We start from the raw sequence: 25,333 nt of genomic DNA on the forward strand, positions 1-25,333 counted from the left end.
TATTATTCTGCTTTTTTCTCTTTAACCGCATTAAGCGCATAAACTAAACCGTTTATTGGATATTTCAAGGAATATACTAAACCAGAAATTGGAGCCTTCATACCACGTGCAATCTGAGCAAGCAATACCTCTCTTGGTGGAATATCTGCTAAAGCCTTGATTCCATCAGCATCCAAAATATCACCAGATAATATACCTGATTTAATTTCTAAATTATCATGATCTTTAGCAAAATCAGATAATATCTTAGCCGGTGCAACTGGATCCTCACTAGAAAAAGCAATAGCTATAGGACCACTTAAATATTCTTTAATATCTTCATATCCAGTTTCTTTTGCAGCTAAGTACGTTAAAGTATTTTTAGCAACTTTATATTCTACACCAGCTTCTCTTAACTTAGCACGTAGTTCAGTTACTTCTTCAACATTCAAACCACGGTAGTCAGTTAATACAGCTGATTTAGCATTAGAAAACTTTTCAACAAGATCTTGAACAATAAGCTCTTTTTTACCACGTTGACCCATTCCGTTAATCCACCTCCTTATAAAAGTAAAAAGTCTCCGTAGAAGCCGGAGACTTTTTACTTTATCAAAAATAGCAGACCGAAGCTCATGCTATAATTTAAGCATTATCATTTATCCTCCAGCCTCGGTAGGAAATTTAAGCTTATTAAAGCACCTACTGTCTACGGCCTTACCCGTATTCTTTTTTACTCACAAGCAAGATTATAACACAGTAATTAACACAAGTCAATACTTTTTTTAATTATCCAATCATATTTATAATAGCTTGTGGGTCAATCTTAATTCCTGGCCCCATTGTTGAGGAAACAGCAATATTAAGTAAATATCTACCTTTAGCAGTTGCAGGTCTAACCTTAACTATAGTCTCTAATGCTGTTCTAAAGTTTTCATATAGATCCTCAACATCAAAGTTATCTTTACCTAATGGTAGGTGAATATTAGAACCTTTATCCGCTCTATATTCAACTTTACCAGCTTTAATATCTTTAACAGCTTGTTCTACTTCAAAAGTTACTGTTCCAACTTTAGGATTTGGCATTAATCCCTTAGGCCCTAAAATAGGTCCTAATTTTCCTACAACACTCATCATGTCAGGAGTAGCTACTACTACATCAAAATCCAACCAACCTTCTTGAATTCTTTCAGCTAACTCTTCTCCCCCTACAACTTCTGCTCCAGCAGATTCAGCTTCCTTCACCTTTTCTCCTTGAGCAAAAACAATAACTTTAACTTCTTTACCAGTTCCTTTAGGCAGAACAACTGCACCACGAACTTGTTGATCATTTTTAGTAGTATCAATACCTAATTTAACTGATACTTCTATAGTTTCATCAAAATTAGCAGTAGCTGTCTCTTTAGCTAATTCTAATGCTTCTTTAATTTCATATAATTTATGTCTATCTACTTTTGCAAGTGATTTATTATATCTTTTCGACATCTTTCTAACCTCCTTTGTGGTATTAGCGGAAATTCCTCCCACTTATTAAAAAAGACAAATTATTCCTCAACAACAATCCCCATACTTCTAGCAGTACCTTTGATCATGCTCATAGCAGACTCTAAACTAGCTGCATTTAAATCTTCCATTTTTAGTTCAGCAATAGATTTAACATCGTCTAAACTAACAGTAGCAACCTTATTGAGATTAGGCTCACCAGAAGCTCTTTCTATACCAGCAGCCTTCTTTAATAAGTTAGCAGCTGGAGGAGTTTTAGTAATAAAATCAAAAGAACGATCAGCATAAACTGTAATTTCTACCGGAATAATATTACCAGCTTGGTCAGCAGTTTTTGCATTGAATGCCTTACAGAAATCCATAATATTAACTCCATGTTGACCTAATGCCGGACCAACTGGAGGAGCTGGATTAGCCTTCCCAGCAGGGATTTGTAAACTAATCTTACCTGTAACTTCTTTTGCCATATCTTACACCTCCTTATATCTTTTCTACTTGATCAAATTCTAATTCAACTGGTGTTTCTCTACCAAACATAGATACTAACACCATTAATTTAGCTTTCTCATAATCTATTTCTTTAATTTCACCAGCAAAGTCTTCAAAAGGCCCTTCATTAATTCTGACATTTTGTCCTTCTTCTAAATCTATCTCTGTTTTAGTTTCTTCAATTCCCATATCCTTAAGAACTTTACTCATTTCTGTGTCTTTAACCGGAACTGGTTTAGTCCCAGCACTAGCAAACCCGATTACACCTGGAGTATTACGAACAACATACCAAGAATCATCATCCATAACCATTTTAACCAATGCATAACCAGGGAAAATTTTCTCTTTAACAACTGTCTTCTTACCATTTTTAATCTTAACTTTTTCTTCTGCCGGTATTAAAATTTCAAATATCTTTTCTTCCATTTTTGTAGTTTTAATACGCTGTTCAAGGTTAGCTTTAACCTTATCTTCATGGCCAGAATAGGTATGAATAGCATACCATTCTATATTACTCTCCATAATAAAGGGACCCTACTTCTAAGCAGGACCCACACCTCCTCTAATTAAGAATAATAGGCCTAATTATACTAGAGAAAACAAAATCAATTCCTCCAATAAACAAAGCAACAAGCAAAACAGTAACAATTACAACCATAGTATAAGACATTACTTCTTTTTGTTTTGGCCAATTTACCTTTTTAAGCTCAGCTTTTACTTCACGAAAAAATTTACCTACTTTTGCTCCACTACCTTTCTTAGCCATTTATTCCACATCCTCATTGATGATTATTAGCAATTCATTGGCAGGCCCGGAGGGACTTGAACCCCCAACCCTCGGATTTGGAGTCCGATACTCTAGCCAATTGAGCCACAAGCCTCTGTAAAATCAATATAAATTTATTTAGTCTCTTTATGAACAGTATGTTCTTTGCAGAATTTGCAATATTTTTTTATTTCTAATCTTTCTCGTTGGTTCTTTTTATTTTTAGTTGTAGAATAATTACGTCTCTTGCAATCTGTACATTCCAGAGTAATTATTTCTCTCATAGATGCCACCCCCTAACAAAGTAGATCATTTAAGCACATTACTTTTACACCCTATACACTCTATCACATCTTCGAATAAAAGTCAATAATAATTTAATATTAGGTGATAGCTTAAACAATAGCAGAAAAGTAGAAAAGTGGGTATATTTAAACACCCACTTTTCTAATAATATAACCAAGTAGAAAGTTAATTATTCAATAATTTCAGTAACAACACCAGCACCAACAGTTCTTCCACCTTCACGAATAGCGAATCTTAATCCTTCATCCATCGCGATCGGAGAAATTAAGCTTCCTTCCATTTCAATGTTGTCTCCTGGCATTACCATTTCTACACCTTCTGGTAAGTTAATACTACCAGTTACATCTGTTGTTCTGAAATAAAACTGTGGCTTATATCCATCAAAGAATGGAGTATGACGTCCACCTTCTTCTTTACTTAATACATAAACCTCTGCTTTAAACTTAGTATGTGGAGTAATGCTTCCAGGCTTAGCTAATACCTGTCCACGTTCGATGTCTTCTCTTTTTACACCTCTTAATAATGCTCCAATGTTGTCTCCAGCTTGCGCTTCATCCATCATCTTACGGAACATTTCTACTCCTGTTACAGTTGTAGTTTCAGTATCTTTGATTCCTACGATTTCTACTTCATCTCCAACTTTAATTACACCTTGCTCTACACGACCTGTAGCTACTGTTCCACGTCCAGTAATACTGAATACGTCCTCTACAGGCATTAAGAATTCTTTGTCTGTATCTCTTTCTGGAGTTGGGATATACTCATCTACTGCATCCATTAATTCGATGATCTTTTCTCCCCATTCACTACTTGGATCTTCTAAAGCTTTAAGCGCAGATCCAACTACTACTGGAGCTTCATCTCCATCAAATTCATATTCATTCATTAATTCTCTTACTTCCATCTCTACTAATTCGATTAACTCTTCGTCATCAACCATATCTGCTTTATTTAAGAATACTACTATTTTAGGAATTCCTACCTGACGTCCTAATAATAAATGCTCTCTTGTTTGAGGCATTGGACCATCAGCAGCTGATACGATCAAGATTCCTCCATCCATTTGTGCTGCTCCTGTAATCATATTCTTTACATAATCAGCATGTCCTGGACAATCAACGTGAGCATAGTGACGATTTTCTGTCTCATACTCTACGTGAGAAGTTGCAATTGTAATTCCTCTTTCTCTTTCTTCTGGTGCATTATCGATATCTTCAAAGTTAGATCCACCTACACCCTTTGATAATACCTTTGTAATTGCAGCTGTTGTTGTTGTCTTCCCATGGTCTACGTGACCGATTGTACCAATATTAACATGAGGTTTCGTTCTTTCAAACTTTTCTTTTGCCATTTTATTCCCTCCTAGTTTATGTATAGCTAATATTATATAAATTAAAGGTGATATGGGATCACCTATTTATACACAAATTATTTGATTAAATGGAGCCCACAACCGGATTTGAACCGGTGACCCCATCCTTACCATGGATGTGCTCTACCGACTGAGCTATGTGGGCTGGAGCGGGAAACCGGACTCGAACCGGCGACACCCAGCTTGGAAGGCTGGTGCTCTAGCCAACTGAGCTACTCCCGCATACTACTTAGTTTACAATTAATAATTTATAATGTATAACTAAAATCTTTAGACCTTAAGATTTGTAATTATCAATTTTTAATTGTAAATTGATTTTAATGGTGGAGGGAGAAGGATTTGAACCTTCGAAGGCATCGCCGGCAGATTTACAGTCTGCTCCCTTTGGCCACTCGGGCATCCCTCCAATTCATAAACTCAAACTGAAACAACACTAATATTATATGACTTTTATTACAGCAGGTCAAGAATTAAATCTATTTGTTTTATTGAATTATTATCCATTTGAGTTTATTAAATCTATTCAAATGCTATTTACTCCTGTTTTATCTAGATATCATTCTTTTCTAAAAACTCTTCTAATTTTCTTTTTATTCTTTGCAAAGCATTATCCACTGACTTAACATGGCGATCTAATGAAGCAGCTATATCTTGATAGCTTTTCCCTTTTAGATATTCCATCAATACTTGCAACTCCAATTCACTCAACATCTCTTTTATACTAGTTTCTAAAACTTCATAAGCTTCATAAGTTATAAACAACTCTTCAGGGTTAGATAGTTTACTCCCCTTCAATACATCTAATAAGGTCCGATCAGAATCTTCACTAAAGATAGGTTTATTTAACGATATATATGAATTCAACGGTTGATGTTTAAGCCTTGTAGCAGTCTTGATAGCAGTTATAATCTGCCTTGTCACACATAACTCTGCAAAAGCACGAAAGGATGCTAATTCTTCAACTTTATAATCCCTAATAGCTTTATATAAACCGATCATCCCTTCTTGTACTATATCTTCCCTGTCTGCTCCAATCAAAAAATAGGATCTAGATTTAATCTTAACGAAATTTCTGTATTTTCTAATTAAATATTCTAAAGCTACTTCATCTCCATCTTGAGCAAATTCTACAATCTCATCATCTGTCATTTTATTATAATTAATATATTGTTTACACTTTAAGTTTAGGTTCACCCATAATCCCCCTCCGCCTCTCATCCTCAAGATTACAATTAATATTATAACTTATGTAATCTTAGCTAGTCAAGAAGGATATAGGTGTAACTTTTTCCTTGTTTTAATTTTTAGGATTAATTTTAATAATAGTATCTCTAGGTGAATAAATATCCTTGGAGATAAATTCATTTTTTATTATTTTATCTCCTTTTTTCACTAATCTTCTAACCAACACTTCAAAACCATTTTTTCCAGACTGCAAAACTTGTTTAGAACCTAACTCTAAACTTTTATCAACCTCTCTTATCACCTTAGGACTTAACACCTTGGATTTAGTAGTTATTATTTCAACATTATTTTCATTAGTTTTACCCAACACAGCTAATGTTAATTGATTATTAACTAGATTAGCCATAATCATAATCGGATATTTAGTATTATTCTTAAATCTAAAATCAATTTGGCCATAATAAACAGTTGCTCCTCTACCTAGAGGAACATAGCCAACAGGAAGAGAATGTTTATTTCGTTCAATCACTTTTAAATTGGCTAATAATATCGAATTATAAAGAGTAGAAGAAACTTGGCAAACTCCTCCTCCAATCCCTTTAACAAATTTACCATTAATAATTTCTAGAGCTTCCTTATATCCTCTGCTTTTTATTCTAGGACCAACTATTTTATTAAATGAAAATATTTCATTAGGCATAATAAGCGTACCACTTATTTGTTCAGAAGCTATCTTTATATTATTATATCTATTTATATCAGCTTTATCAAAATAAGTTGTATAGGTCGCTACAATATTATTCAATTTATATTTCTTAATATTATCTATTACTCTATCCTCTTTAAAATCAGCAAAAATATTTCTTGAAAAAACAAACAGAAACAATATTAAAAAAATAAAACATATACTATTTGTTTTCTTGAACACTCCCCTACTCCTCTCTCATTCTTTGTCGAAGAGATTCATAAATTAGTATTCCAGCTGCTACTGATGCATTTAAAGAATCTACATGTCCTTTCATAGGCAACTTAACTAAAAAGTCACATTTCTCTTTAACTAAACGTCTCATGCCACTACCTTCACTTCCTATAACTAAACCTAACGACCCTTTTAAGTTAGCTTGATAACATGTCTGATTGGTATCTACATCAGCTCCACAAATCCAAAATCCTTCATCCTTTAATTTATCTATAGTTCTAGCCATATTTGTCACCTGAGCTACTGGAACATATTCTATAGCTCCAGCAGAAGATTTAGCTACCACAGGTGTAAAACCAACTGACCTTCTTTTAGGAATAACAACCCCTTGAGCACCAGCAGCATCAGCACTTCTTAAAATAGAACCTAAATTATGTGGATCTTTTAGCTCATCTAATAAAATTAATACTGGATCTTCTACTTGCTCTTTAGAATGACTAATTAAGTCATCTAAATTCCAATACTTTAGTTTTTCAGCTATTGCAATAACACCTTGGTGAGAATGAGAATTAGATATGTTATCTAATTGATTCTTAGATACTTTTTCAATTTTTAAATTTTCTTTTTTGGACAGCTGATAAATAGTATCTATAGCTTCACCATGAGCTGAATCCAACAATAAAATTTTCTCTATCTTTCTCCCTGCTTTCAAAGCCTCAATTACTGGATTTCTTCCTTCAATATTTATCATAATTATTCCTCCATATTCCTTCTAGCTAAACGGCCACAACTCATTTTTCCTTCTTTACATCTACCCTCTATCTCACATAAAGGTCCTGCTTTTTTAAAGATTATAGGAGCTACTTCTCTTACTTGCCGTAACATTTCCCTGGCCATATCTCTAATTTCTTGTTGAGCTCTATCACAACATCTCAATTCAAAAAAGTGAAGTAAAGTCCTAGCATTCATAGTAACTACAATTTTAGTCTCTGTAGCATTAGGTAGTACATATCTTGCCGCTTCTATTGCCTCTTTTTCATTGTATCCTTTTTTAACCAATTTGTCTGTTAATTCATCATACATTTTCTGTTGTTGTTCCATATTTTCTTTAAATATTTCTACTAATTCTTTATCATCTTCTAGTTTTTTAGGTATTATATAATCAAATTGACCTCTTTCACGAACATAACGTTGACTTTGCTGACTATAACTGGCAATCCTATGGCGTACTAATTGATGAGAAGTAACTCTAGAAATCCCCTCAATAGCAAAAGTAAAATTAATATGTTCTAAAGTTGAAAAATGCCCATTGCTTAGGATAATACCCAGTAACCTATCAACATCTTCTTGAGACATATTCTCTAGTAATTGATCTGCTCCAGCTGAAGAATAACATAATCTAGCCGAAGCAGCAACAGTTTTATCCGGGTTTGGAGTATAATTAATCAACTTAACCTTTGCAACCATTAAAATCTCTCCTTTATATCATTTCCTTGATCTTAGTAAATAATTCTATCAATCTATCTTCTTTTCCTGCTAAATATAGATATCCAATTAATGCCTCAAAAGCTGTACTATATTGATAGTCTACAGGATCAGCATTTTGAGGAACTCCTGTTTTGATATTTCTACCCCTTCTTACGATGGATAACTCTTCATCGCTTAAATCCCCCTTTAAATGCTTTAACAAATTAGATTGGGAAGTCGCATTAACATACTTAATAGCCTCTTTATGTAGATCATTTGGCTTAACAATCTTTCTTTCTAATAGTAAATTTCTAATAAAAAGTTCAAATACACTATCACCTATATAAGCCATAGTAGCTGGTGATAACAAATTAGGTCTTTTAGGGAAGTTAATCAACTTATCAAGCATTTATTCTCCTCCTATAACTAAATTATTAAGATAAACATGAACAACACCAATAAATCTCTATTTATAACTCCACTCTACCCCCTGGGGAGAATCTTTTACTTCAATACCTAATTCATCTAACTTGTCTCTAATTTCATCAGCTAGTTCATACTCTTTTTTAGATCTTACTTTATTTCTAAACTCTAACAATAATTCAATTAAAGGTTCTACTAATTCATTATCTTTTTCTTGCTGCTCAACTAAGATTCCCAAAATATCCTTACCAAATAATTCAAGTAATTTTCTCCCCTCTTCTAATACTACTTTAACTTCCTGAGTTAATTCAAAATTATCACTATTTATAAAGCGATTCAACTCTTTTGCTAACTCATGCAAAGAACCTATAGCTAAAGCAGTATTAAAATCATCATCCATAGCTTCTATTAATTTAGTTTCTTTCTCCTTAATAATTTTCAATAACTGATCTCCTCTTAACTCACCATCTACTATATATTTGTCAGCTAGAGAATTAAGTTTTTGATATATATTTTGTAATTTCATTAAACTTTTAGCAGCATCATCTAATTCTTTATCACTAAAATTAATTGGACTACGATAATGTTTTGAAATTAAGAAAAACCTTACTACTTCAGGTTGATACTTATCTAAGATTTCTCTAGTAGTAAAAAAGTTACCTAATGATTTGGACATTTTCTCACCATCAATATTAATATACCCATTATGCATCCAGTAGTTAACAACTTGATGGCTACAACAAGCTTCACTTTGAGCAATTTCATTTTCATGATGTGGAAAAGTTAAATCCACACCACCAGTATGAATATCAAATTTCGTTCCTAAATATCTAGTTGACATAACTGAACACTCTATATGCCAGCCTGGCCTTCCTAACCCCCAAGGGCTATCCCAACTTGGTTCACCTTCTTTACTCTCTTTCCACAAAACAAAGTCTAATGGGTTTTCTTTTTTGTCATTAACTTCAACCCTTGCTCCAGCAATTAAGTCTTCTAACTTTCGATTAGATAGTTTCCCATATTCTGTAAACTTATCTACTCTAAAATAAACATCTCCATCACTTTCATAAGCAAAACCACCATCTACTAATTCTTTAATCATATTTATCATATCAGAAATATGATCTGTAGCCTTAGGATAAATATCTGCTTTCTTAATATTTAGATTTTCTATATCATCAAAGAAGGCTTTAATAAACCTGTCTGCCAACTTCTCAATACTAATACCTTCCTCATTCGCTCTACTAATCATCTTATCATCAATATCTGTAAAATTCATAACATGAAGAACTTCATAACCTTTATACTCTAAATATCTTTTAATAATATCAGGAAGCAAAAATGCTCTAGCATTACCTATATGAAAATAATCATAAACTGTAGGACCACAGGAATATATCTTTACTTTTCCATCTTCTATTGGAAGAAAAGTTTCTTTTTCTCTAGATAGAGAATTATATATTTTCAATGCCATTCTATCACATCCTTTTAACAAGTATTATTTTTCTCCTCTAATTTTCTTATTCTCTTACTCATACAGTTTAACATCTCCTGCACTGGATCTGGTAAATTACCATGTTCCAAATCAATGCATTTACCTTTTATCCTCTTACCATCTTTAACCACAATTCTTCCAGGAATACCAACAACAGTGCAATTATCAGGTACAGGCTTTAAAACTACAGCACCTGCCCCTACCCTTACATTATTCCCTATTTTTATAGAGCCTAGTATCTTAGCACCTGCACTAACCATAACATTATTCCCTAAAGTAGGATGCCTTTTACCATCTTCTTTTCCTGTCCCCCCTAAAGTGACACCTTGGTAAATTGTTACATTGTCCCCAATCTCAGTTGTTTCTCCAATCACAACTCCCATGCCATGATCAATAAAAAAACCAGATCCTATTTTAGCCCCTGGATGAATCTCAATTCCAGTTAGAAATCTTGCTAATTGTGAAATAATTCTAGGTAATAATCTTAATCCTAAATTATATAAAGGATGAGCTAAGCGATAAAACAATATTGCATGAAAACCTGAATAAGTCAATAAAACCTCTAATAAACTTGTAGCTGCTGGATCTCGTTCAAATACCACTTTAATATCATTATTAATTTTACCCAACATAATTTCACCTCCAATATAAAAAAGCCAATCATCTCTTATTGCAGAGACGATAGGCCGCGGTTCCACTCTGTTTAGTTACCAATCAGATAACTCACTTATTAGTCAAATAACGCCGACTAAACGAAATAACTTAATTAATTTCAGTTATTCAGCTCAAGGGGGCATCCAATTAAACTTTCTTAAAGGTATTTCCAGCCTATGATACCTTCTCTCTATAAGAAATGATCTAATTTACTAATCCCTATCATAGCTATTAACATTTTTATTTATCGTAAAGCTAAAGCCTGATCTAAACGATTAATACATTCTTCTTTTCCTAATAATGCAATTACATTATATAATTCAGGTCCTGAACCCTTACCTGTTAAAGCAAATCTTGTCGGATGATAAAAGACTCTCCCCCCCACTGGTAAGTCTTTAAGGGTTTGCTTTAACATTTTTTTAATCAATTCTGGATCTAATGAATCTAAAGATTTAATCCGATCTTTTAGAGTTTCAAAAACTAAGTCTACTTTTTCCTGTTTGAAATCTTCTATAGCCTTCTCTTTATCAGTATATGTTAAATCTCCAAAAAAGATATCTAGATGATCGGCAATTTCTGAAACATGATCTAAAGATCCTCTAACAGTATCTACTAAGAATCCTATCCATTCATCAGATTTATCTGATAAATCATATCCTGCTTCTTTAATATAAGGCTTTGCCAAATCTACTATTTTCTCTAACTCAGCAGATCTGATATACATTCCATTCATCCAATTTAGTTTTTCTACATCAAATACAGCAGCACTTTTATTAACTCTATCTATAGAAAATTGTTCAATAATTTCTTTTTTAGCTAATATCTCTTCATCTCCATCTGGAGACCATCCTAATAATGATAGGAAGTTAATTAATGCTTCTGGCAAATATCCTTTTTTCCGATATTCGCTTACATAAACATAAGCTTCTCCACTTCGTTTGCTTAATTTAGACTTGTCAGTTCCTAAAATCATAGATAAATGAGCAAACCTTGGTGATTCCCACCCTAATGCATCGTACAATAATTGTTGTTTTGGAGTATTAGATAAATGGTCCTCTCCACGAATAACATGGCTAATTTCCATTAAATGATCATCAACAACTACCGCAAAGTTATATGTAGGTATACCATCAGATTTTACTATTACAAAATCATCAATAACATCGCTGCTAAAAGATACTCTTCCACGGATCAAATCATCAACTATAATATCTTTTGTTTCTTCAGAAACTTTAAACCTAACTACAGGATTTCTGCCTTCTGCTTCTAATTCATCTCTTTCCTCTTGAGTTAAACAGCGACACTTCCCAGTATATCGTGGTGGTTCACCATTTTTTCGTTGTTCTTCTCTCATTTCATCCAACTCTTCTGGAGTACAATAACAATGATAAGCTAAATCATCATCTAATAAATTTTGTACATATTCATCATAAGTATCAAGTCTTTCCATCTGCCTATAAGGGCCGTAATTTCCTCCAACCCCAACACCTTCATCCCAATCTAAACCTAACCATTCCATTTCTTTATGAATTACTTCTTCAAACTCACTAGTAGATCTCTCTCTATCTGTATCCTCAATTCTTAAAATAAAAGTTCCATTATTTTTTTTAGCAAATAAATAATTAAATAAAGCTGTTCTTATATTTCCAATATGTATTTGTCCAGTAGGACTTGGTGCAAATCTTACTCTAACATCACTCATAACTTTCTCCTTTCTATGACTTATAATTATTTTTATTATAAAACATCTTATAATCCTTTGCAAGTACCGAGATAAAGATCAAAATAAAGGGCAACCAGTTTTCCTGACTGCCCTTATCTATTATTATATTACACTCATACCAACAGATAACTGTTCAGGGCCATCAACTAAAGCATGTCCAAACTTTCCAAAAACAGCTACTGCTAATCTACCTTCACCTCTTACAATAGCAACTTTAAACCCTCCACCTAAACCAGGATTCACTAAATTAAGTTGTGTATAAGCATCTTTGACTGCATTTGATACAGCCATCTTTTCTCTCAAATTCTCTCTAACTACTCCTCTAGCAATTGCTGCTACTGTTGTACTCTCTCTTAATTTAATTGGTAAATTCTCAGCATTAGCACCAGTTTGAGTAATAGCTACTCTATACCCATAACCTTTAATCTTATCTAACCAATAATTTTCATACTCTCTACTTCTAGTCATAGACAAATAAATCGCTGAGCTTTCCGGAGATAACTTAGCTGTTCTTTCTTCTTTTACATAACCAGAAACAATATCAGAAGAAGTGATAATACCTACTAATTTATCATCTTCATTTAATACAGGAACACCACTAATTTGATTATCAGATAATACTTGTGCAGCTTCCTGAATACTTTTATTTTCATAAATTGTTATTACATCTTCTTTCATTACAGTTTTTATAAGTACATCCAAATTATGCTGTTGTACTAAATCACCATCAGTAACAATCCCGGCCACTTTTTGCCCTTGAACAACTACTAATGTCCCAATGCTATTCACACTCATTAGTCTTTCTGCTTCTTCAATAGTTGCATCTGGAGATACTGTAATAGTATTCTGACTCATTAATTCTTTAACTAACATGTTTTATAACCCCTTTCTTTCTACTACACTTACTATAGCTTGAGCTGCTATTCCTTCTTTTTTACCTATAAACCCTAATCCTTCTGTTGTTGTAGCTTTTAAATTAATTTTATTAATATCCACTCGTAAAACTTCTGCTATATTTCTTTGCATCCTTTCAATATAAGGAGCTAATTTCGGCTTTTGAGCAATTATTGTTGTATCTAAATTATTTAAGATATAACCTTTATCCTCGATTAAATTAGCTACTTCTTTTAATAATTTCAAACTGGAAATTCCTTTATATTGAGGATCAGTATCTGGAAAATGGCGACCAATATCCCCTTCTCCAATTGCTCCTAATAAAGCATCTTTAATAGCATGCAATAGAACATCTGCATCTGAATGCCCTAATAAACCTAAAGAGTAATCAATCGTCACTCCGCCGAGTATCAAATCACCATCTTCTACTAATTTATGAACATCAAACCCAATACCTACTCTCATATTTACCTCCTAGATAAAATTCTTTCTGCAAATTGTAAGTCTTCTGGAGTAGTTATTTTTAAGTTCTCATAAGACCCTTTTATAACCTTAACCCTCTGTCCCAACCTTTCAACTAAACTAGAACTATCCGTTCCTATAAAATTTTCTTTAAACGCTTTTTGATATGCATCTAATATCATAGTTTTTGAAAAACATTGTGGTGTTTGAATAGCAATAAGATTATCCCTTTTAGGTGTATCCATAATATATTTATCTTGATTTACAATCTTTATTGTATCCTTAACAGCAACTCCAACTGCTACCGCTTGATAATTTACAACCTCTGTAATTATATTCTCTATTATTTGATTTGTCAATAAAGGTCTTGCACCATCATGAATTAATATAAAATTACTATCAGCAGAAACTTCTTTTATACCATTATAAACAGACTTTTGCCTTGTTTCTCCACCAATAATTAACTTCTTAACTTTATCAAAATCATATTTATCAACTATTTCCTTTTGACAATAACTAATCTCTTGATTCTTAGCAACAATTATTATTTCATTAATATAACTACAATTTTGAAATTTACTAATAGTATGAGCTAAAATAGGCTCACCATTCAATAATAAAAACTGCTTATTCTTATCAGCACCCATCCTTCTACCTTGTCCAGCTGCTGGGATAACTACACTTAACTTCATAAATAACTCCTCCATAATCAAAGAGCCTTTCTAGCTAATAACTTTGGTTTAGCAAAGATCATTCTACCAGCAGATGTCTGTAAAATACTTGTAACTAAGACATCTATCTTGTCACCTATATAATCTCTACCTTCTTCTACCACAATCATTGTTCCATCATCTAGATAACCAATACCTTGTCCAGGCTCTTTTCCATCTTTAATTACTTTAACCTTCATTTCTTCACCTGGTAATACTACTGGCTTAACTGCATTAGCTAACTGATTGATATTTAAAACAGATACCCCTTGCAATTCAGCCACTTTATTTAGATTATAATCATTTGTAACTACTTTACCATTTAATATTTTAGCAAGTTTTACCAATTTGCTGTCAACTTCATCAATATCATGAAAATCTTGATCATAAATTTCCACAGGAATATCTAGTTCTTTTTGTATCTTTTTCAAAATATCTAAACCTCTACGCCCTCGATTCCTCTTTAATAAATCAGGGGAATCAGCTATATGCTGTAATTCTTCTAATACAAATTTTGGAATTACTAATACTCCTTCAACAAAAGAGCTTTGACAAATATCAGATATTCTCCCATCAATAATTGCACTTGTGTCTAAAATTTTATAAGTTGCTTCTAAACCTTGTAAGGGACTAACTTCTAGTGATTTATCTTCCTTATGAACTTGTATTAAATTATTGAATAATTCCTCACTTTTATTAATAGCTACACTTGCACCTAAATAACCTAAAATAAGATTAATTAAGATTTGAATTACTAAACCAAATTTAGGAATAGATTGTATTGAAAAAGAAACTACTATTAATATCCCTAATGCTAATCCAATTACCAAACCTATCACACCAGCTATAATATCTCTTCCAGGTAATCTCTCTAAAAGATTTTCAAAGTTTATAACAATTTTCACAATTTGGTCAACTATAATCGGTATTAAAATGAATCCTATAAAAGCACCAACTATTATACCATGAATATTGTTATTTGAAATAATATTATCTAAATTAAATGTTAATTTTTCAGATAAGCCAAAAAAGCCAACTATCTGATAACCTAGAACTGCTCCTAGAACTGTAAAAATAAATCTTAAGAATTTATTTATCATTATTTCACCCCCTTTAATTAATATTTATATAATTTATTATCTATAAACGTAAAACGCCAGGCTAACCTGACGTTGTTTTTATTCCTCTTCAAAATCCTGCTCATCAAAAATAGTATTAATTTTTTCTTCAATATCTTTTTCAGTTTTATCTTCAGCTAAAACTAGTTCACTAATTAAAATTTGACGTGAATTACTTAACATTTTCTTCTCACCAGTAGACAGTCCTTTAATAATATCTCGAATAGTTAAATTTCTTACTACTTCTGCTACTTCAAATATATCCCCTGTTTTAATCTTTTCAGTATTAGCTCTAAAGCGTCTATTCCAATTTTGCGACATTTCACTCTGCTCACCTTTTAAAACCTGATAAACTTTAGGAACAATTTCTTCAGATATTACACTGCGCAAACCAATATCATCTACATTATCCTTAGGAATCATAACTTTCATCTCACCAATAGGTAGTTGCATAATATAATATTGCTTTTTTTCCCCTAAAATTTCTTTTTCTTCTATATCTACAATTGTTCCAGCACCATGATTCGGATAAACAATTCTATCCCCAATTTCAAACATTTAATATAACCCTCCATTCAATGCATAATAATCCTATACAATTATAACATTTCTAATCTTTAATGTCAATGAATAACACTATATATGCCGATCTAATAATACTTGGTCTCTCAATCTTTTTAAACCTTCCTTTATAGCTTGAGCTCTAACTTCTCCAATACCATCAACATCATCAAGTTCATCAATAGAAGCATTTAAAACCTCTTGAAAATCACCAAATACATCAACTAAATTATCTATAACGGCCATTGGTAAGCGTGGAATTTTTCTCAACAAACGATAACCTCTAGGAGAAATCGATAAATCTAGAGCATTCATATTCCCACCATAACCTAAATGTTTACTTATTGTAGCTAGACTTAACAATTCATCAGAAGAATAAGCAGAGAATTTTTCAAATATATCAATTAATTCTTGCTTCTCTTCTAACTCTTCTTCATCTTGATTATCCTCTTCTACTTCCATTTCAGCTTGATAATCTTTAATAATTAACAAACCTTCATCCTTTACATTAGCTACTAGTTCTTCTAGCTGCATCTTAACTAATCGCCCTTCACTTCCAAGTTCATTTATATATTTATCAATCTCTTCACCAATTCTTAGTACCATCTCTGTTCTTTGAATTACAGTTGCTACATCAGAAATAGTAACTAAGTCTTCAAACTCTAAAGCACTCAAATTAGTCAAAACCTGATCTAAAACACTTCTATACTTTTCTAATGTTTGAATAGCTTGATTAGCTTTTGCTAAAATAACACTAATCTCTTCTAATATGTACTTTTTAGCGTCTTTATATAAGGTTATTATATTTCTTCGTTGTGAAATTGAAACAACAAGCTCTCCAGTTTGTTTAGCTATTCTTTCAGCAGTTCTATGCCTAGTTCCAGTTTCTACAGAAGATATAGACGGATCCGGAACTAACTGGGTATTAGCACATAAAATCCTTTGAGCATCACTACTTAATACAATTGCCCCATCCATTTTAGCTAACTCATATAGTCGAGTAGCAGTCATTTCAGAATTAATATTAAAGCCACCATCAACAGCTGCCAAAACCTCTTCGCTATCTCCAACTACGATTAAGGCTCCTGTTTTAGCTCTTAAAATATTCTCTAATCCTTCTCTAAAAGGAGTTCCTGGGGCAACTAATTTTAATATATCAGCAAACTCTTCATCACTAAAGTTCATTGATTCACCCCCCTTAAGATATAAGATCTAATACTTGATAAACATTTTTAACACCATGTATTTTTAAATCAGGATAATTTAAATCTTCAAGATTACCTTTAGGTATAATAAATTCACTAAAACCTAATTTACTTGCTTCATTAATCCGTTTTTCAATTTGACTAATCGCACGAACTTCACCAGCCAAACCGACTTCTCCGATAACAACAAATTCTTTAGGAATGGCTATATCTCTAAAACTAGATGCAATTGCTGCAATTAAACCTAAATCAACAGCTGGCTCGTCTACCTGAAAACCACCTACAACATTAATATAAACATCTTGGCCTTGTATATGTAAGCCTAATTTCTTTTCTAGTACAGCTAATAATAAAGAAACTCTTTTATGATCTACTCCTGTAGTCATTCTGCTGGGTGTTCCAAAATTAGCAGAACTAACTAAAGCCTGTAATTCAACTAAGATTGGTCTACTTCCTTCAACACAAGGAATCACTACAGAACCAGAAACATTAGAAGGTCTTTCTGAAACAAACATCTGCGAAGGATTTAATATTTCCTCTAATCCCCCCTGTTTCATTTCAAAAATTCCAATTTCATTTGTTGAGCCAAAACGATTTTTAACAGCCCTTAATATACGATAACTATAATGTCTATCTCCTTCAAAATATAAAACAGTATCAACCATATGCTCTAGAACTTTAGGGCCAGCAATTGAACCATTTTTAGTAACATGCCCCACAATAAAAATAGGAATATTATTCTTCTTAGCCAATTGCATTAAACGATTTGTTGAATCTCTTACTTGACTAACACTGCCAGGAGATGATTCTAAATTCGGATTATATATAGTTTGAATTGAGTCAATAATTACTAAATCAGGTTTTAAATCTTTGGCATTTTCAATAATAGATAATAAATTAGTTTCAGCTAGTATGTAAATATTTGAGTCTATAGTCCCTAGTCTGTCAGCTCTTAATTTTATCTGTCTTTCTGACTCTTCACCTGATATATATAATACCTTATCATATTTCTTACTTATATTGTAAGAGGTCTGTAATAAAAGAGTGGACTTACCAATACCTGGGTCTCCACCTATTAAAATTAAAGAGCCTGGTACAATCCCCCCACCTAAAACTCTATCTAATTCAGATATTCCTGTCTCTTTTCTATTTTCTAATCCAATTTTTATATCATTAATTTTCTGAGCTTTAACATCAGCTGTAACACTTAATTCTTTTTTCTTTTTTTTAGGATTTATAATTTCTTCTACTAATGTGTTCCAACTATTACAACCTGTACATTTCCCGCTCCATTTCAGTGCTTCATATCCACATTCTTGACAAATATATCTTCTTTTCTTTTTAGCCATAAAACCCACCTAATGAATTTAATATTTAGCTTAACCTTCATTATAACATTTTTTTGTAAATTTAACAAGTAGCTAAAATTTAATGATATCCCTTTATAGACCAACTAATAGAGTAGGACCAGCCTCACGGCTGGGACCTCTCTTCAAACTGCACGTACGGTTTTCCCGTATACAGCTTTCCTTTATTGTTGCTCCATTCCAGAGAGTAAGTTATCATCTCTGTATTACTACAGATGTAAATTTTACTCTTAGCTAGAGCAATAGGTAAGTAATGATATTAACCCTTTATCTTCTAACCTAGAATTAGTTATTCTATAATTTTGATTCAATGTGGCTTTCTTCTTTTCGATAAAAGCCCGAATACGCATCCTAATCCATTTATCTAACTTTCTAAATAACTTCTTTACATTCCCAAATTTAAAGTAATTTGCCCAACCTCTAAGTACTGGATTTAATTCAGCAATAATAAATTCTGCTGGAAATGGTCTCTGTCTTCTTGTTATATTCCTAATTTTATCTTTAAATTTATCAATTGCTTTCTTACGGGGTCTTTTATAAATCCAAGCAATGAATTCATAACCTAAGAAAACAAATCCTTTTCCAAAATTAGTTATGACTGTTTTCTCTGGATGAAGAGTGAGTTTTAACTTTCCTTCTATTATCTCTTTTATGACCTCTAATGCTCGATTGGCTTTTAGCTTTGATTTTGTAAGAACTACAAAGTCATCTGCATATCGAACCAACTTATAACCTCTAGCAGTCATCTCTTTATCAAATTGATGTAAATAGATATTAGCTAAGAGAGGAGAAATAACACCACCTTGTGGTGTTCCTTTCTCAGTACTCTCTCTTTTTCCTTTGTTCATGATTCCTGCAGTTAACCACGAACGTATTAGTCTTAATACCCATCCATCACTTATATGTTCTGCAACGTAATCCATTAGTAAGTCATGGTCTATATTATCAAAATATGATTTGATATCTGCATCAATAACCCATTTATAACCCTGACTTTTATACTCTTCTATCTTATCAATAGCATCATGGGCTGAACGGTTTGGTCTAAAACCATAAGAGCAGTCACAAAATACACGTTCAAATATAATTTCCATAACTTGTTTTACTGTTGCTTGAGCTATCCTGTCCTTTACTGTTGGTATACCTAGAGGTCTTTCTTTGCCATTTCCTTTAGGAATATAAGTTCTTAATACTGGAGATGGTTTATATCTGTTTTCCTTCATCTGCCGATGAAGTTCTCTCATATTGAGCTTATAGTTATCTTTAAAATTCTCAATATCCTCTCCATCAATACCAGCACATCCTCCATTACTTAGTACTTGTTGAGCTGAATAATGCATTCTAAACTTATCTAGAATTATGTTCTTTAATGTATAGTAGGTACGTATTCTGCTCACCTACCTTTCCTCACAACTTACCAATCCTCCATTAAATATTTCAATATACTAACCCCTACACTTCACAATATTCCCGACCACGTCTCTAGGCAGTTTGCCAATCGCACCCTTCGGTTTATTGTTACTTAGGTTGTAGTAATCTCTGTTATCACTGTTTCCAGTTATGATTTCCCTTCCACATCTTTCGCAGAGCCACTAACTTCGTTAGTGTTTAGACCACTAAAATTAGTATATCACTCACACTTAACTTTAGATTTCAATAAAGCAGATATCCTTCACTAAATTGGTTTTACCCTCGTATTAGTTACCTAATAATCATCAGCCCAACTGTCGTTGCTACTATGATATCATCTGACTTCTAGATTAACATTACTTCGACTTTCCCATTAAGGTTATATCTCAGTTTATCTTCATAAGTTCTTATGAAGAATTAAACTAGACCTCCCTTGGTCAATTATAGAATATTCCAACCATCCCAACCCTAATCACACCTAATAATTCAGCATAGACACTCTCGTTATCTCGCTTTTTATCCAGAGCCACCTGAACCCCTAAGCCAACATTGGACTTCCTCGTTGTATTGGCGAGTCGTCATTATTAGATGCCCCTACGAGTTTTAACAAACTCTCCGTGTAAACTCCTCTGGTTCATATAATATTTTGGGCTGGTCATTCACCTCAGACTCTTCAGATTTCATCTCGCGATAAACACCCTGTCATTGTTGGTTTCATACACCGATACGACTAAAACAGCATAGGTAAGACTTTCACTTACTATCTCTATAATTTACAAGGCACACAACACAAAAGAAAGCAGGGTGGAAGACCACCACTGCTTATTTTAAAGTTTAGTAAAGTTTAATTCACTACCTCTTAAATCAATTTTAATTCTATCTCCATCATCAAAATCTTGAGCTAGAAATTTCTCAGCTAATTGATTTTCTATTAATCTCCTAATTGTCCTTCGTAACGGTCTAGCTCCAAACTCCTTGTCATAACCTTCTTTTGCAATGAATTCTTTTGCATCTTCGCTAACTTCTATAATAATCTTACGACTTTCCAATCGTCCTTCTAACTCAGCTAACATTAAATCTACAATTTCTTTAATATTTTCTTGAGTAAGAGCATGGAAAACAATAATTTCATCTAATCTGTTTAAAAATTCTGGTCTAAAAGTTTCTTTTAGTTTCGACTTTACTCTTTTCTTCATCTCTTCATATTCTTGATTTTCTATATTAGTCTCAAGTGATTTAAACCCAAGTCCTCCTGATTTGTTTTGAATTAAATTAGCTCCTACATTTGATGTCATAATTAAAACTGTATTCCTAAAATCAACAGTTCGTCCTTGGGAATCTGTTAATTGACCATCTTCTAAAACTTGTAATAAGATATTGAATACTTCAGGATGAGCTTTTTCAATTTCATCAAATAATATAACTGAATATGGTCTACGCCTTACCTTTTCTGTTAATTGACCACCTTCTTCATGACCTACATAACCGGGAGGAGATCCTACTAATCTAGAAACAGCATGTTTTTCCATGTACTCAGACATATCAATTCTAACCATAGCATCTTCATCATCAAACATTACTTCAGCTAAAGTCTTAGCTAATTCTGTTTTACCAACACCTGTTGGACCTAAAAAAACAAATGAACCAATAGGACGCTTAGGATCTTTCAATCCAGCTCTAGCTCTTCTAATTGCTTGAGCAACTGCATGCACTGCCTCTTCTTGACCTACAACTCTTTCATGAAGCACCGATTCTAACTCAAGTAATTTTTCGGATTCTTTTTGAGCCAATCTTGTAACTGGAATGCCAGTCCAATCGGAAACTATTGTTGCTATACTTTCTCTAATAATGTTGGTATTATTCATTCCTTTTTCATTCTTCCATTCGGTTTTAATACTCTCAAGTTTCTCCTTTATTTCTTTTTCTTCATCTCTTAACCTAGCTGCTTCTTCAAAATCTTGAGATTTAATAGCAGATTCTTTCTCTTGTTCTATTTTCTCTAATTCCTTATTTAGAACTTTAATCTCATTTGGCGCTGTATTCTGCTGTAATCTTGCTTTTGATCCTGCTTCATCAATCAGATCAATTGCTTTATCAGGCAGAAAACGATCCGTAATATAACGATGTGACAACTCTGCTGCTGCATTAATAGCTTCATCAGTAATTTTAACTCTATGGTGCGCTTCATAAACATCACGTAAACCTTTTAAAATCTCTTTAGTATCTTCTAGACTTGGTTCTTCTACTAATACAGATTGGAATCTTCTCTCTAAAGCAGTATCTTTTTCTATATGTTTTCTATATTCATTCAGGGTAGTAGCTCCTACTGTCTGTAATTCTCCTCTAGCCAGAGCTGGTTTCAATATATTTGCAGCATCAATTGCCCCTTCTGCTCCTCCAGCTCCTACTAGTGTATGTATCTCATCAATAAAAATAATTATATTTCCTGACTCTTTTATTTCATTCATTACAGCTTTTAATCTCTTTTCAAATTCTCCTCTATATTTAGAACCCGCCAATAGTGAACTTAAATCTAAAGATATAAGTCTTTTGTTCATCAATGGTTCTGGAACTTCACCATCTACTATTCTTTGAGCTAAACCTTCTACAATAGCGGTTTTACCAACACCTGGTTCTCCAATTAAACATGGATTATTTTTTTTACGTCGACTTAAGACCTGAATTACTCTTTCAATCTCCTTATCCCTTCCAATAACAGGGTCTAATTGATCTTCATGAGCTAATAAAGTTAAGTCAGTACTAAATTGATCTAAATTTCTAGTATTTCTATTTTGAGGATTATATTTAGAATCATTAATTGTTTTAGCTCCCCCCAATAGTTTAACAACTTCAGATTTAACCTTATTAAATTCTGCTCCTTCTTCTTTTAAAACTCTTGCAGCAATCCCTTCTCCCTCTCTTAATAATCCTAACAGCAAGTGTTCTGTTCCCACATAGTTATGGCCTAATCTTCTTGCTTCTTCTAGAGCTAGATTTAAAACTTTCTTAGTTCTAGGGGTAAAAGCTAAATTATCACTGGTTATCTTTTCTTTCCCTTTACCAATTATCTGTAGAACTTTCTTTCTTAATTGTTCTAAACTAAAACCACTTTGTAATAGAGCTTTTGCGGCTATTCCTTCTCCTTCTCTAATCAATCCTAATAATAAATGTTCTGTTCCTACATAATTATGATTAAATCCTCTTGCTTCTTCTTGAGAAAGAGCTATTACCTTTCTAGCTCTTTCTGTAAATTTACTAAAAATCATCTTTACCCTCCTCACTAAATCTTTCTCTTATTAATTCTGCTCTATATATATCTCTTTCTTCCAAAGTCATATCTTTATCCTTAATAGTCTCTAGAGTAGAAGGTCTAATAATTACCATCAATTGATTTAAAATAATTGGATCTACATTTTTTATTATACCCAAATCAATACCCAACCTTACATTTGAAATCAATTTCATTGCTTCTTGAATAGAAATTTTATATGCATACTTTAAAGTTCCATAAGCACGATATATTTGATCTTTTAAAAATAACTCCTTTTCTTTTAATAATATACTTCTAGCATTTCTTTCTTTATCAATAATTTGATGAGTTACTTCCAATAAATTTTGTATTATATCTTCTTCTAACCTACCTAAGGTCACTTGATTAGAAATTTGATATAAATTTCCTACAGTATCTGTGCCTTCACCATATAATCCTCTAACAGCTAATCCCAATTGGGAAATAGCAGTCATAATATTTTGTACCCGATTAATCATAGTCAAGGCTGGAAGATGAATCATAACAGAAGCTCTCAAACCTGTTCCTACATTAGTAGGACAAGATGTCAAATATCCATACTTTTCATCAAAAGCTATATCTATACAATTTTCTAAATAATCGTCTATCTGATCAGATAAATCCCAAGACTCTTGTAATTGAAGTCCTGGATAAAGCACCTGTAACCTCAAATGATCTTCTTCATTAATCATTAAACTAATAGTTTCATCATCTGATAAAGCTACAGCCTTATGGCGACCATCTTTAGCTAAATCAGGACTAATTAAATGTCTTTCAACTAACATTTTTTTCCTAGTTTTTGAAAAGTCATCTAATAATAATAACCTTAAATTAAATTTATTATTCTCTAACAATAAATTATTAATAATATTTAGTATTTCTTCTAAATCATTATTATTAGCTTGATTAGTAAAACAGATATTATCTAAATTTCTAGCTAACCTAATTCTACTACTAATAACTACATCTGATTCAGGACCTATTTTATTCATCCATCTACTCATAAAGTCCTCTTCTAACATACTTTCCCCCCTTATTCTCCAATTTTACCCTTTAATCTTTTTATTTCATCTCTAATTTCAGCTGCTTTTTCAAATTCTTCTTTTTCTACTGCTTGGTCAATTTGTTTCTTTAATTTTTCAATCTGTCTTATAATTTTAACCTTTTCCCCACTACGTTTTGGTATTTTTCCTGTATGTTCATTTGTACCATGGATTCTTTGTAATACTTTATCTATCTTTTCTTCAAAAGAGCTATAACATTTGTTACAGCCTAATCTACCCCTTTTAGTAAATTTATCATAACTTAAACCGCAAAAATCACAAGATATTTGTTTATCAGTAAAATTAATTTTATGTGGATGAAATTGATTATTTAATAAACCAGTAAGTAGATTATTAAAAGAAAAATCTAACCCTAAATCTAAATTATTGTTAATTTGAGCACATTCTTCACAAAGATATATTTCTTCTTTTTTTCCATTAACAATCTTACTTACATGTACTTTAGCATCAAGTTCTTGACAATTCTCACAAAGCACATTACCACCTCTTAGTTTTTCAAATTTTTATTTCTTAATTATACCGTAGAATCTATTTGACTAAAACATTTATAGATAATAAAAATATACTTTAATCATATTATACTATAAAACTACTAGAATAATGCAAACCTTATTAATATGAATTATCAATAAATACATCGAATTATATGTCTCAATCCAACATTAGCTCACTAATTGTTTGATTTAAGTATGATATTGATGATTATTATTAAAAATAATTAAAAAACATACAAATAAAAAAACACTTTACTATTTAAATAGTAAAGTGTTTCAAAAAATAAAATGGCTCCCCGAGCAGGACTCGAACCTGCGACAAAGTGGTTAACAGCCACTCGCTCTACCAACTGAGCTATCGGGGAACGCTTAATTCCGGCAGCGACCTACGCTCCCACAGGGCTGCCCCTGCAGTACCATCGGCGCTGGAGGACTTAACTGCTGTGTTCGAAATGGGAACAGGTGTGACCCCTCCGCAATT

Annotated in this window: 26 protein-coding genes, 5 tRNA genes, 1 rRNA gene and 2 other annotated features; all 32 genes read right to left on the reverse strand. The window is 32.4% G+C overall.

Features of this window, described 5'->3' with window-relative positions; genetic code table 11:
* Positions 1–2: 2 nt before the first annotated feature.
* The gene (rplJ, locus tag OREMA_RS0111205) at positions 3–524 is read right to left on the reverse strand and encodes a 50S ribosomal protein L10 (protein ID WP_018249365.1); all 522 of its coding nucleotides are present in this window, start codon (positions 522–524) and stop codon (positions 3–5) included.
* Between the two features lie 17 nt (positions 525–541).
* Positions 542–709, reverse strand: a sequence feature (ribosomal protein L10 leader region).
* 56 nt (positions 710–765) lie between these two features.
* Positions 766–1,461, reverse strand: a complete 696-nt coding sequence (rplA, locus tag OREMA_RS0111210; protein ID WP_018249366.1) for a 50S ribosomal protein L1 — start codon at positions 1,459–1,461, stop codon at positions 766–768.
* Between the two features lie 59 nt (positions 1,462–1,520).
* Positions 1,521–1,946, reverse strand: a complete 426-nt coding sequence (gene rplK, locus OREMA_RS0111215) for a 50S ribosomal protein L11 (RefSeq protein WP_018249367.1) — start codon at positions 1,944–1,946, stop codon at positions 1,521–1,523.
* Positions 1,947–1,959: 13 nt separating this feature from the next.
* On the reverse strand, positions 1,960–2,490 hold the full coding sequence (gene nusG, locus OREMA_RS0111220) for a transcription termination/antitermination protein NusG (protein ID WP_018249368.1): 531 nt from the start codon (positions 2,488–2,490) through the stop codon (positions 1,960–1,962).
* A gap of 40 nt (positions 2,491–2,530) precedes the next feature.
* On the reverse strand, positions 2,531–2,734 hold the full coding sequence (gene secE, locus OREMA_RS0111225; RefSeq protein ID WP_018249369.1) for a preprotein translocase subunit SecE: 204 nt from the start codon (positions 2,732–2,734) through the stop codon (positions 2,531–2,533).
* A gap of 38 nt (positions 2,735–2,772) precedes the next feature.
* Positions 2,773–2,849: transfer RNA gene (locus OREMA_RS0111230), tRNA-Trp, on the reverse strand.
* A 19-nt stretch (positions 2,850–2,868) separates the two neighbouring features.
* Positions 2,869–3,018: a 50S ribosomal protein L33 gene (gene rpmG, locus OREMA_RS0111235; protein ID WP_018249370.1), complete on the reverse strand. Its 150-nt coding sequence runs from the start codon at positions 3,016–3,018 to the stop codon at positions 2,869–2,871.
* A gap of 191 nt (positions 3,019–3,209) precedes the next feature.
* Entirely contained in the window at positions 3,210–4,391 is a 1,182-nt protein-coding gene (gene tuf, locus OREMA_RS0111240; RefSeq protein ID WP_018249358.1) for an elongation factor Tu, read from the reverse strand.
* A gap of 90 nt (positions 4,392–4,481) precedes the next feature.
* Positions 4,482–4,557: transfer RNA gene (locus OREMA_RS0111245), tRNA-Thr, on the reverse strand.
* A tRNA-Gly gene (locus OREMA_RS0111250) sits at positions 4,558–4,634 on the reverse strand.
* Positions 4,635–4,733: 99 nt separating this feature from the next.
* Positions 4,734–4,818: transfer RNA gene (locus OREMA_RS0111255), tRNA-Tyr, on the reverse strand.
* A gap of 143 nt (positions 4,819–4,961) precedes the next feature.
* Positions 4,962–5,606, reverse strand: coding sequence for an RNA polymerase sporulation sigma factor SigH (gene sigH / locus OREMA_RS0111260; RefSeq protein ID WP_018249371.1), 645 nt, complete (start codon positions 5,604–5,606; stop codon positions 4,962–4,964).
* 103 nt (positions 5,607–5,709) lie between these two features.
* Positions 5,710–6,525, reverse strand: a complete 816-nt coding sequence (locus OREMA_RS0111265; protein WP_018249372.1) for a VanW family protein — start codon at positions 6,523–6,525, stop codon at positions 5,710–5,712.
* 4 nt (positions 6,526–6,529) lie between these two features.
* On the reverse strand, positions 6,530–7,267 hold the full coding sequence (rlmB, locus tag OREMA_RS0111270) for a 23S rRNA (guanosine(2251)-2'-O)-methyltransferase RlmB (RefSeq protein WP_018249373.1): 738 nt from the start codon (positions 7,265–7,267) through the stop codon (positions 6,530–6,532).
* 2 nt (positions 7,268–7,269) lie between these two features.
* Positions 7,270–7,983 carry an FAD-dependent thymidylate synthase gene (thyX, locus tag OREMA_RS0111275; RefSeq protein ID WP_018249374.1) on the reverse strand — a complete coding sequence of 238 codons (714 nt, stop codon included), beginning with the start codon at positions 7,981–7,983 and terminating at the stop codon, positions 7,270–7,272.
* Positions 7,984–7,996: 13 nt separating this feature from the next.
* On the reverse strand, positions 7,997–8,392 hold the full coding sequence (locus OREMA_RS0111280) for a Mini-ribonuclease 3 (RefSeq protein ID WP_018249375.1): 396 nt from the start codon (positions 8,390–8,392) through the stop codon (positions 7,997–7,999).
* Positions 8,393–8,449: 57 nt separating this feature from the next.
* Positions 8,450–9,874, reverse strand: a complete 1,425-nt coding sequence (gene cysS, locus OREMA_RS0111285; protein ID WP_407667767.1) for a cysteine--tRNA ligase — start codon at positions 9,872–9,874, stop codon at positions 8,450–8,452.
* Positions 9,875–9,894: 20 nt separating this feature from the next.
* A complete protein-coding gene (gene cysE / locus OREMA_RS0111290) occupies positions 9,895–10,533 on the reverse strand; it encodes a serine O-acetyltransferase (RefSeq protein WP_018249377.1) in 639 nt (212 codons plus the stop codon).
* 39 nt (positions 10,534–10,572) lie between these two features.
* Positions 10,573–10,790 (reverse strand) — a binding site (T-box leader).
* A 9-nt stretch (positions 10,791–10,799) separates the two neighbouring features.
* Positions 10,800–12,257 (reverse strand): glutamate--tRNA ligase, encoded by a 1,458-nt coding sequence (gltX, locus tag OREMA_RS0111295; RefSeq protein ID WP_018249378.1) that lies wholly within the window; start codon positions 12,255–12,257, stop codon positions 10,800–10,802.
* Positions 12,258–12,380: 123 nt separating this feature from the next.
* On the reverse strand, positions 12,381–13,151 hold the full coding sequence (locus OREMA_RS0111300; protein WP_018249379.1) for a HutP family protein: 771 nt from the start codon (positions 13,149–13,151) through the stop codon (positions 12,381–12,383).
* 3 nt (positions 13,152–13,154) lie between these two features.
* Positions 13,155–13,637, reverse strand: a complete 483-nt coding sequence (gene ispF, locus OREMA_RS0111305) for a 2-C-methyl-D-erythritol 2,4-cyclodiphosphate synthase (RefSeq protein WP_018249380.1) — start codon at positions 13,635–13,637, stop codon at positions 13,155–13,157.
* Between the two features lie 2 nt (positions 13,638–13,639).
* Complete coding sequence (ispD, locus tag OREMA_RS0111310; RefSeq protein ID WP_018249381.1) at positions 13,640–14,326, reverse strand: 2-C-methyl-D-erythritol 4-phosphate cytidylyltransferase; 687 nt, start codon at positions 14,324–14,326, stop codon at positions 13,640–13,642.
* A gap of 17 nt (positions 14,327–14,343) precedes the next feature.
* On the reverse strand, positions 14,344–15,444 hold the full coding sequence (locus OREMA_RS0111315) for a PIN/TRAM domain-containing protein (protein ID WP_018249382.1): 1,101 nt from the start codon (positions 15,442–15,444) through the stop codon (positions 14,344–14,346).
* A gap of 78 nt (positions 15,445–15,522) precedes the next feature.
* Positions 15,523–16,020, reverse strand: coding sequence for a CarD family transcriptional regulator (locus OREMA_RS0111320; RefSeq protein ID WP_018249383.1), 498 nt, complete (start codon positions 16,018–16,020; stop codon positions 15,523–15,525).
* A gap of 78 nt (positions 16,021–16,098) precedes the next feature.
* A complete protein-coding gene (disA, locus tag OREMA_RS0111325) occupies positions 16,099–17,208 on the reverse strand; it encodes a DNA integrity scanning diadenylate cyclase DisA (protein WP_018249384.1) in 1,110 nt (369 codons plus the stop codon).
* Positions 17,209–17,221: 13 nt separating this feature from the next.
* A complete protein-coding gene (gene radA, locus OREMA_RS0111330) occupies positions 17,222–18,577 on the reverse strand; it encodes a DNA repair protein RadA (RefSeq protein WP_018249385.1) in 1,356 nt (451 codons plus the stop codon).
* 248 nt (positions 18,578–18,825) lie between these two features.
* Positions 18,826–19,992: a group II intron reverse transcriptase/maturase gene (ltrA, locus tag OREMA_RS0111335; RefSeq protein WP_018249386.1), complete on the reverse strand. Its 1,167-nt coding sequence runs from the start codon at positions 19,990–19,992 to the stop codon at positions 18,826–18,828.
* 840 nt (positions 19,993–20,832) lie between these two features.
* Positions 20,833–23,271: an ATP-dependent Clp protease ATP-binding subunit gene (locus OREMA_RS0111345; protein ID WP_018249388.1), complete on the reverse strand. Its 2,439-nt coding sequence runs from the start codon at positions 23,269–23,271 to the stop codon at positions 20,833–20,835.
* Positions 23,261–24,316: a protein arginine kinase gene (locus tag OREMA_RS0111350; protein WP_018249389.1), complete on the reverse strand. Its 1,056-nt coding sequence runs from the start codon at positions 24,314–24,316 to the stop codon at positions 23,261–23,263. Before OREMA_RS0111350 ends, OREMA_RS0111345 begins: the two co-directional genes overlap by 11 nt.
* A gap of 11 nt (positions 24,317–24,327) precedes the next feature.
* Positions 24,328–24,834: a UvrB/UvrC motif-containing protein gene (locus tag OREMA_RS0111355; protein ID WP_018249390.1), complete on the reverse strand. Its 507-nt coding sequence runs from the start codon at positions 24,832–24,834 to the stop codon at positions 24,328–24,330.
* 307 nt (positions 24,835–25,141) lie between these two features.
* A tRNA-Asn gene (locus tag OREMA_RS0111360) sits at positions 25,142–25,217 on the reverse strand.
* An 8-nt stretch (positions 25,218–25,225) separates the two neighbouring features.
* A 5S ribosomal RNA gene (rrf, locus tag OREMA_RS0111365) occupies positions 25,226–25,333 on the reverse strand; the annotation flags it as partial.

It is taken from the genome of Orenia marismortui DSM 5156, from assembly GCF_000379025.1.
Classification (GTDB): Bacteria; Bacillota; Halanaerobiia; order Halobacteroidales; family Halobacteroidaceae; genus Orenia; species Orenia marismortui.

What these genes read in the sequence shown, in the direction of transcription:
- rplJ (WP_018249365.1), bottom strand. Translation starts at nt 524, where the DNA reads ATGGGTCAACGTGGTAAAAAAGAGCTTATTGTTCAAGATCTTGTTGAA.
- rplA (WP_018249366.1), bottom strand. Translation starts at nt 1,461, where the DNA reads ATGTCGAAAAGATATAATAAATCACTTGCAAAAGTAGATAGACATAAA.
- rplK (WP_018249367.1), bottom strand. Translation starts at nt 1,946, where the DNA reads ATGGCAAAAGAAGTTACAGGTAAGATTAGTTTACAAATCCCTGCTGGG.
- nusG (WP_018249368.1), bottom strand. Translation starts at nt 2,490, where the DNA reads ATGGAGAGTAATATAGAATGGTATGCTATTCATACCTATTCTGGCCAT.
- secE (WP_018249369.1), bottom strand. Translation starts at nt 2,734, where the DNA reads ATGGCTAAGAAAGGTAGTGGAGCAAAAGTAGGTAAATTTTTTCGTGAA.
- rpmG (WP_018249370.1), bottom strand. Translation starts at nt 3,018, where the DNA reads ATGAGAGAAATAATTACTCTGGAATGTACAGATTGCAAGAGACGTAAT.
- tuf (WP_018249358.1), bottom strand. Translation starts at nt 4,391, where the DNA reads ATGGCAAAAGAAAAGTTTGAAAGAACGAAACCTCATGTTAATATTGGT.
- rlmB (WP_018249373.1), bottom strand. Translation starts at nt 7,267, where the DNA reads ATGATAAATATTGAAGGAAGAAATCCAGTAATTGAGGCTTTGAAAGCA.
- thyX (WP_018249374.1), bottom strand. Translation starts at nt 7,983, where the DNA reads ATGGTTGCAAAGGTTAAGTTGATTAATTATACTCCAAACCCGGATAAA.
- OREMA_RS0111280 (WP_018249375.1), bottom strand. Translation starts at nt 8,392, where the DNA reads ATGCTTGATAAGTTGATTAACTTCCCTAAAAGACCTAATTTGTTATCA.
- cysE (WP_018249377.1), bottom strand. Translation starts at nt 10,533, where the DNA reads ATGTTGGGTAAAATTAATAATGATATTAAAGTGGTATTTGAACGAGAT.
- gltX (WP_018249378.1), bottom strand. Translation starts at nt 12,257, where the DNA reads ATGAGTGATGTTAGAGTAAGATTTGCACCAAGTCCTACTGGACAAATA.
- OREMA_RS0111300 (WP_018249379.1), bottom strand. Translation starts at nt 13,151, where the DNA reads ATGTTAGTTAAAGAATTAATGAGTCAGAATACTATTACAGTATCTCCA.
- ispF (WP_018249380.1), bottom strand. Translation starts at nt 13,637, where the DNA reads ATGAGAGTAGGTATTGGGTTTGATGTTCATAAATTAGTAGAAGATGGT.
- ispD (WP_018249381.1), bottom strand. Translation starts at nt 14,326, where the DNA reads ATGAAGTTAAGTGTAGTTATCCCAGCAGCTGGACAAGGTAGAAGGATG.
- OREMA_RS0111315 (WP_018249382.1), bottom strand. Translation starts at nt 15,444, where the DNA reads ATGATAAATAAATTCTTAAGATTTATTTTTACAGTTCTAGGAGCAGTT.
- OREMA_RS0111320 (WP_018249383.1), bottom strand. Translation starts at nt 16,020, where the DNA reads ATGTTTGAAATTGGGGATAGAATTGTTTATCCGAATCATGGTGCTGGA.
- disA (WP_018249384.1), bottom strand. Translation starts at nt 17,208, where the DNA reads ATGAACTTTAGTGATGAAGAGTTTGCTGATATATTAAAATTAGTTGCC.
- radA (WP_018249385.1), bottom strand. Translation starts at nt 18,577, where the DNA reads ATGGCTAAAAAGAAAAGAAGATATATTTGTCAAGAATGTGGATATGAA.
- OREMA_RS0111345 (WP_018249388.1), bottom strand. Translation starts at nt 23,271, where the DNA reads ATGATTTTTAGTAAATTTACAGAAAGAGCTAGAAAGGTAATAGCTCTT.
- OREMA_RS0111350 (WP_018249389.1), bottom strand. Translation starts at nt 24,316, where the DNA reads ATGTTAGAAGAGGACTTTATGAGTAGATGGATGAATAAAATAGGTCCT.